The organism is uncultured Aquincola sp. (assembly GCF_964001545.1).
Classification (GTDB): domain Bacteria; phylum Pseudomonadota; class Gammaproteobacteria; order Burkholderiales; family Burkholderiaceae_C; genus Aquincola.
Genome location: NZ_CAXFDV010000627.1, coordinates 1 through 4134, shown reverse-complemented (window position 1 = coordinate 4134; position 4134 = coordinate 1). Strand labels below are relative to the sequence as shown.

The following is a 4134-nucleotide window of genomic DNA, read 5'->3' as shown; positions in this document are numbered from 1 at the left end:
GCGCCGTCGGCATCGATCTGGATGGCGCCGGCGCGGGTATAGGCCTCGCCGCCGTTCCACTGCACCGCCAGGTAGGCATTGCCCTGCAGCGCCACGTCCATGTCGCGGCCGGTGGCCCGCACCGCGCCGGCGCGGGAGGTGACCGCGTTGGTCTCCAGCTTGGCCATGTGGCGGGCATCGAAGCCGGCGCCGGGCACCGTCTCGCTCAGCGCCATGTCCAGGTCGGCGCGAAAGCCGTTGGTTTCCAGGTTGGCCAGGTTGTTGGCGTGCACCTGCTGCGCCCGCATCGAGCGCTCGGCGCCGCTCATCAGCGTGTAGATCAAGGCGTCCATCGCGTGCTGTCCTCAGTGCCCGATCAGACCGCCTGCATCAGCGACTGCATCATCTCGTTCTCGGTGGACAGCACCTTGGTGTTGGCCTGGTAGTTGCGCTGGGCGGACATCAGGCCCACCAGCTCGCCGGTCATGTCGACGTTCGATTGCTCGATGGAGCCGGTGGTCAGCTTGCCCGTCATGCCGGTGCCGGCCGCGAACAGCAGCGCTTCGCCCGAGGCGGTGGAGGCCGTCCAGCTGGTGTCGCTGACCGGGGTCAGTGCGCCTTCGGAAGGGAAAGCGGCCAGCGCCACGGTGCCGACGCGCTTTTTCTGGCCGTTGCTGTACTGGGCCATCACCGAGCCGTCTTCTTCCAGCGCGGTGCTGATCAGCGTGCCCGAGGCATAGCCGTTGGCGCTGTTGACGGTGGGCACCGATTCGCCGGCGTACTGCGTGGTGCCGGCATAGTCCAGCGACACCACCAGCGCATTGGCGCCGGTGGGCGTGCCCAGGTTCAGCGACACCGGCGCGTTGGGCGAGGTCAGCACGCCGTTGCTGTCGAAGGCCAGCGACTGCGTGGTGGCCACGGCCGCACCATCGAAGGTGTAGTGCACGTCGATGGCGTTGGTGCCGGTCTTGACGAAGTACTGCGTCACCGTGTGCTTGGTGCCCAGCGAGTCGTACACCGGGGTCACGTTGGAGCTGTTGAAGGTCAGCGGATCGGCCGGGTTGAACGGGGTGATGGTGGGCACCGTCCAGTCGCGCGACAGGTTGCTGACGTACTTGACCGTGTCGCTGGCCTTGGCCGCGATCTGGCCGTTGGGCACCGTCAGGTCGCCCAGCGCGCCCAGGGCGGTGCTGCCTTCCACCGCGGCATAGCCCTGCACCTTGCGGCCGGCGCTGTCGATGACCATGCCGGTCTTGTCGACCGTGAACATGCCCACGCGGCTGTAGACCATGGTGCCGCTGGCATCGCGCGAGACGAAGAAGCCGCGGCCGCTGATGGCCGCGTCCATGCTGCGGCCGGTGCTGGTCACGCTGCCGCCTTCTTCGATGGTCTGGGTGACGGACGACACCTCGGCGCCCGTGGCCTGGGTGCCGGCGTACATGGAAGCGAAGTTGGCGCGGCCGGACTTGAAGCCCGCGGTGCCCGAGTTGGCGATGTTGTTCGAGATGGTGTCCAGCTCGGCATTGATGGCGTTGATGCCGGACAGTGCGATGGCAAAGCTCATGTCGGTTCCTTCTGGTACGTCAAGGTTGTGCGGGGGTGCGGCCGTGGAAGGCGGTGATCGCGTCGGGGGCGGTTTCGCCCACGCTGGAGACGTCGATCACCACGCCGCCGTTGCCGGACAGGCGCACGCTGCTGAGCGTGCCCTGCAGGCTGATGGCGGGCGCGGCCTGCTGGTCGGCTTCGACCCGCACGCCGTAGTGGCCGGCGGGCAGGCCCAGCGTGCCGCGGTCGAGGCTGAAGTCCACGTGGCCGGCGGCCCGGGTGCCCAGGTCGATGCGGCGCTCGCTGCCGTTGTCGGCGGTGAGCACCAGGGTGGTCTTGCTGCTGGTGGCGCCCAGCTCGAAGCTGCCGGCCACCGCGCCATCGCCCAGCTGCACGCTGTTGCTGGTGACGGTGACCTGGCCGCCCACCTGGCCGCCCAGGCCCAGGGTCTGCAGGCTTTCCAGCAGCGCGCCGTTGAGCGTGGTCTGGCTGGCCAGCTTCTGCATCGTCTCCGTCTGGCTGAGCTGCGTCAGCTGCGAGACGAACTGCGACGGATCGTTGGGCTCCAGCGGGTTCTGGTTCTTGATCTGTGCCACCAGCAGCGTGGTGAACAGGTTGGACATCTCGCCGTTGCCGCCGATCGCATTGCTGATCGAGCCACTGGACTGGCTGGCGTTGCCGGTGGTGTTGTTGGTGAGCAGGCTGGTGGTCATGGACTCAACCCTCGCCCAGCTTCAGCAGGGACGCCTGCATGCCCTTGATGCGCGACAGCACCTCGACGTTGGTCTCGAAGGCGCGCGAGGCGGACATCATGTCGGTCATCTCCGCCACCGGGCTGACGTTGGGGTAGAACACCATGCCCTCCTCGTTGGCCAGCGGGTGGTCCGGCTCGTACGACTTGCGCAGCGGCTCGGTGCTCTGCACCACGTCCAGCACCTGCACCGAGCTGCCGCCCTGGCCTTGCGAGATGGCGGCGAACACCGGCTTGCGGGCCTTGTAGGTGTCGGTCTCGCTGCCGGTGGCCGACTGCGCGTTGGCCAGGTTGCTGGCGATGGTGTTCAGGCGCACGGTCTGCGCCGACATGGCGGAGCCGGCGATCTGGGCGATGTTGCGGAATGTCATCTCAACGTCCTTCGATGGCCTTGGCCAGACCACGCAGCTTCATGTTCACGAAGGTCAGGCTGGTCTGGAAATCCGATGCGTTCTGCGAGAAGGCCGCCTGCTCCACGCCCAGCTCGACGGTGTTGCCGTCCTGGGTGGGATGGAAGGGCACGCGGTACTTCGGGTCCTCGGTGTCTAATGACAGGCCGTCGGCGTCCTCGCCGGCTTCCGTCTGGCGCAAGGTGGCCGCAAAGTCGATGTCGCGCGCCTGGTAGCCGGGCGTGCTCTCGTTGGCGATGTTGGACGCCAGGATCTTGGTGCGTTCCGCCCGCAAAGCCAGCGTGTTGGCATGCGTGCCGAGCGCCTGTTTGAAGTCGATGCTCATGCTGCTCCTTTGCCTGTCTAGAAAATGGGTTTTCGCCGGGTTGCTGGCCTATGCCGCCACGGTGGCCGCGGCACCTGCCGCCGTGCCCACGATGGAAGCCGCGGTGGCCGAAGCCGCCCGCGAGGCCTTGCAGCAGCAGGCCGAACGCGACGGACTGCTGGCGCCGGACATCGAAGTGAGCGTCTCGCCCGTGGGCACCAAGGAGGCGCCGCGCTGCGCCCAGGCGCCGCTGGTCGAGACGATGGAAAACCGCTTTGCCAGCCGCATGCGCTTTTCGGCGCGCTGCCCGGGCGTGGACGGCAGCCGCACCGTGTTCACGGTGCGCGGCACGCTCAGCGCCGAGGTGGTGGTGGCCGCGGCCACCGTGCCCTCGGGCAAGCCCTTGGCCGCCAGCGACCTGACGCTGGACCGGCGCGACATCTCGTCGGTGCCCGACCCGATGTCCAGCATCGAGGACGCCACCGGCCAGGCGCCGATGCGGCCCTTGCGCCCCGGCCAGGTGCTGCAGAAGCGGCTGCTGACCGCGCCGGTGCTGGTCAAGCGCGGCGAGGTGGTGCTGATCGAGGCGCGCAGCGGCCCCATCCAGGTGACCGCCAGCGGCGAGGCGCTGGAGCCCGGCCGCCAGGGCGACGTGGTGCGGGTGCGCAACGTCAACACCGGCAAGGTCATCCGCGCGCGGGTGGTCGATACCGGCACGGTGCAGCCGGCCGACATGCCGTGAGCCAGGGCAGGGCGCTTCACTTGCTGCGCAGCCGGTTGACCACGCTGACCAGCTTGTCGGCGTAGTTCGGGTCGGTGGCGTAGCCGCCTCGGGCCAGTGCATCTGCATAGGCCCGTGCGTCGGTGCCGGTGTTCAGCGCGCCCTGGTAGCGCGGGCTGGTCTGCACCAGCTGCGCAAAGTCGCGGAAGGCGCTGGCCGCGTCGGGGTAGCTGCGGAAGCGCTCGGTCTTCTTCAGCGCCACGCCGTCTTCGTATTCGGTGGTCAGCGCATCGGCGCTGCCGCCGCGCCAGCCGCTGCCGGCCTTGATGCCGAACAGGTTGTGGGTGCTGCTGCCATCGGCCGCGCGCAGCGGGCGCTGGCCCCAGCCCGATTCGAGCGCGGCATGCGCGGCCAGGATGTCGGG

The 4134-nt window shown here is 68.7% G+C and carries 7 protein-coding genes; 1 reads left to right on the top strand and 6 read right to left on the bottom strand.

Annotation, left to right across the window (positions count from 1 at the left end; genetic code table 11):
- The 5 genes from ABNT58_RS21920 to flgB form a co-directional block, all read right to left on the bottom strand.
- The coding region (locus ABNT58_RS21920) for a flagellar hook-basal body complex protein (protein WP_348755530.1) at positions 1-332 on the bottom strand (332 nt) is incomplete at its 3' end.
- A gap of 23 nt (positions 333-355) precedes the next feature.
- On the bottom strand, positions 356-1543 hold the full coding sequence (locus tag ABNT58_RS21915; protein ID WP_348755529.1) for a flagellar hook-basal body complex protein: 1188 nt from the start codon (positions 1541-1543) through the stop codon (positions 356-358).
- Between the two features lie 19 nt (positions 1544-1562).
- Entirely contained in the window at positions 1563-2237 is a 675-nt protein-coding gene (locus ABNT58_RS21910; protein ID WP_348755528.1) for a flagellar hook capping FlgD N-terminal domain-containing protein, read from the bottom strand.
- A 4-nt stretch (positions 2238-2241) separates the two neighbouring features.
- Positions 2242-2646: a flagellar basal body rod protein FlgC gene (gene flgC / locus ABNT58_RS21905; protein ID WP_348755527.1), complete on the bottom strand. Its 405-nt coding sequence runs from the start codon at positions 2644-2646 to the stop codon at positions 2242-2244.
- Between the two features lies 1 nt (position 2647).
- The gene (gene flgB / locus ABNT58_RS21900) at positions 2648-3010 is read right to left on the bottom strand and encodes a flagellar basal body rod protein FlgB (protein ID WP_250194517.1); all 363 of its coding nucleotides are present in this window, start codon (positions 3008-3010) and stop codon (positions 2648-2650) included.
- On the opposite strand from flgB, the gene flgA reads away from it, so the two are divergent.
- A complete protein-coding gene (flgA, locus tag ABNT58_RS21895; RefSeq protein ID WP_348755526.1) occupies positions 3003-3731 on the top strand; it encodes a flagellar basal body P-ring formation chaperone FlgA in 729 nt (242 codons plus the stop codon). The genes flgB and flgA overlap by 8 nt on opposite strands.
- Before the next feature lie 16 nt (positions 3732-3747).
- Here flgA and ABNT58_RS21890 read toward each other — a convergent pair.
- Positions 3748-4134: glucosaminidase domain-containing protein (locus ABNT58_RS21890; protein WP_348755525.1), on the bottom strand; the 387-nt coding region annotated here is incomplete at its 5' end.

What these genes read in the sequence shown, in the direction of transcription:
- ABNT58_RS21910 (WP_348755528.1), bottom strand. Translation starts at nt 2,237, where the DNA reads ATGACCACCAGCCTGCTCACCAACAACACCACCGGCAACGCCAGCCAG.
- flgC (WP_348755527.1), bottom strand. Translation starts at nt 2,646, where the DNA reads ATGACATTCCGCAACATCGCCCAGATCGCCGGCTCCGCCATGTCGGCG.
- flgA (WP_348755526.1), top strand. Translation starts at nt 3,003, where the DNA reads ATGCTCATGCTGCTCCTTTGCCTGTCTAGAAAATGGGTTTTCGCCGGG.
- flgB (WP_250194517.1), bottom strand. Translation starts at nt 3,010, where the DNA reads ATGAGCATCGACTTCAAACAGGCGCTCGGCACGCATGCCAACACGCTG.
- ABNT58_RS21915 (WP_348755529.1), bottom strand. Translation starts at nt 1,543, where the DNA reads ATGAGCTTTGCCATCGCACTGTCCGGCATCAACGCCATCAATGCCGAG.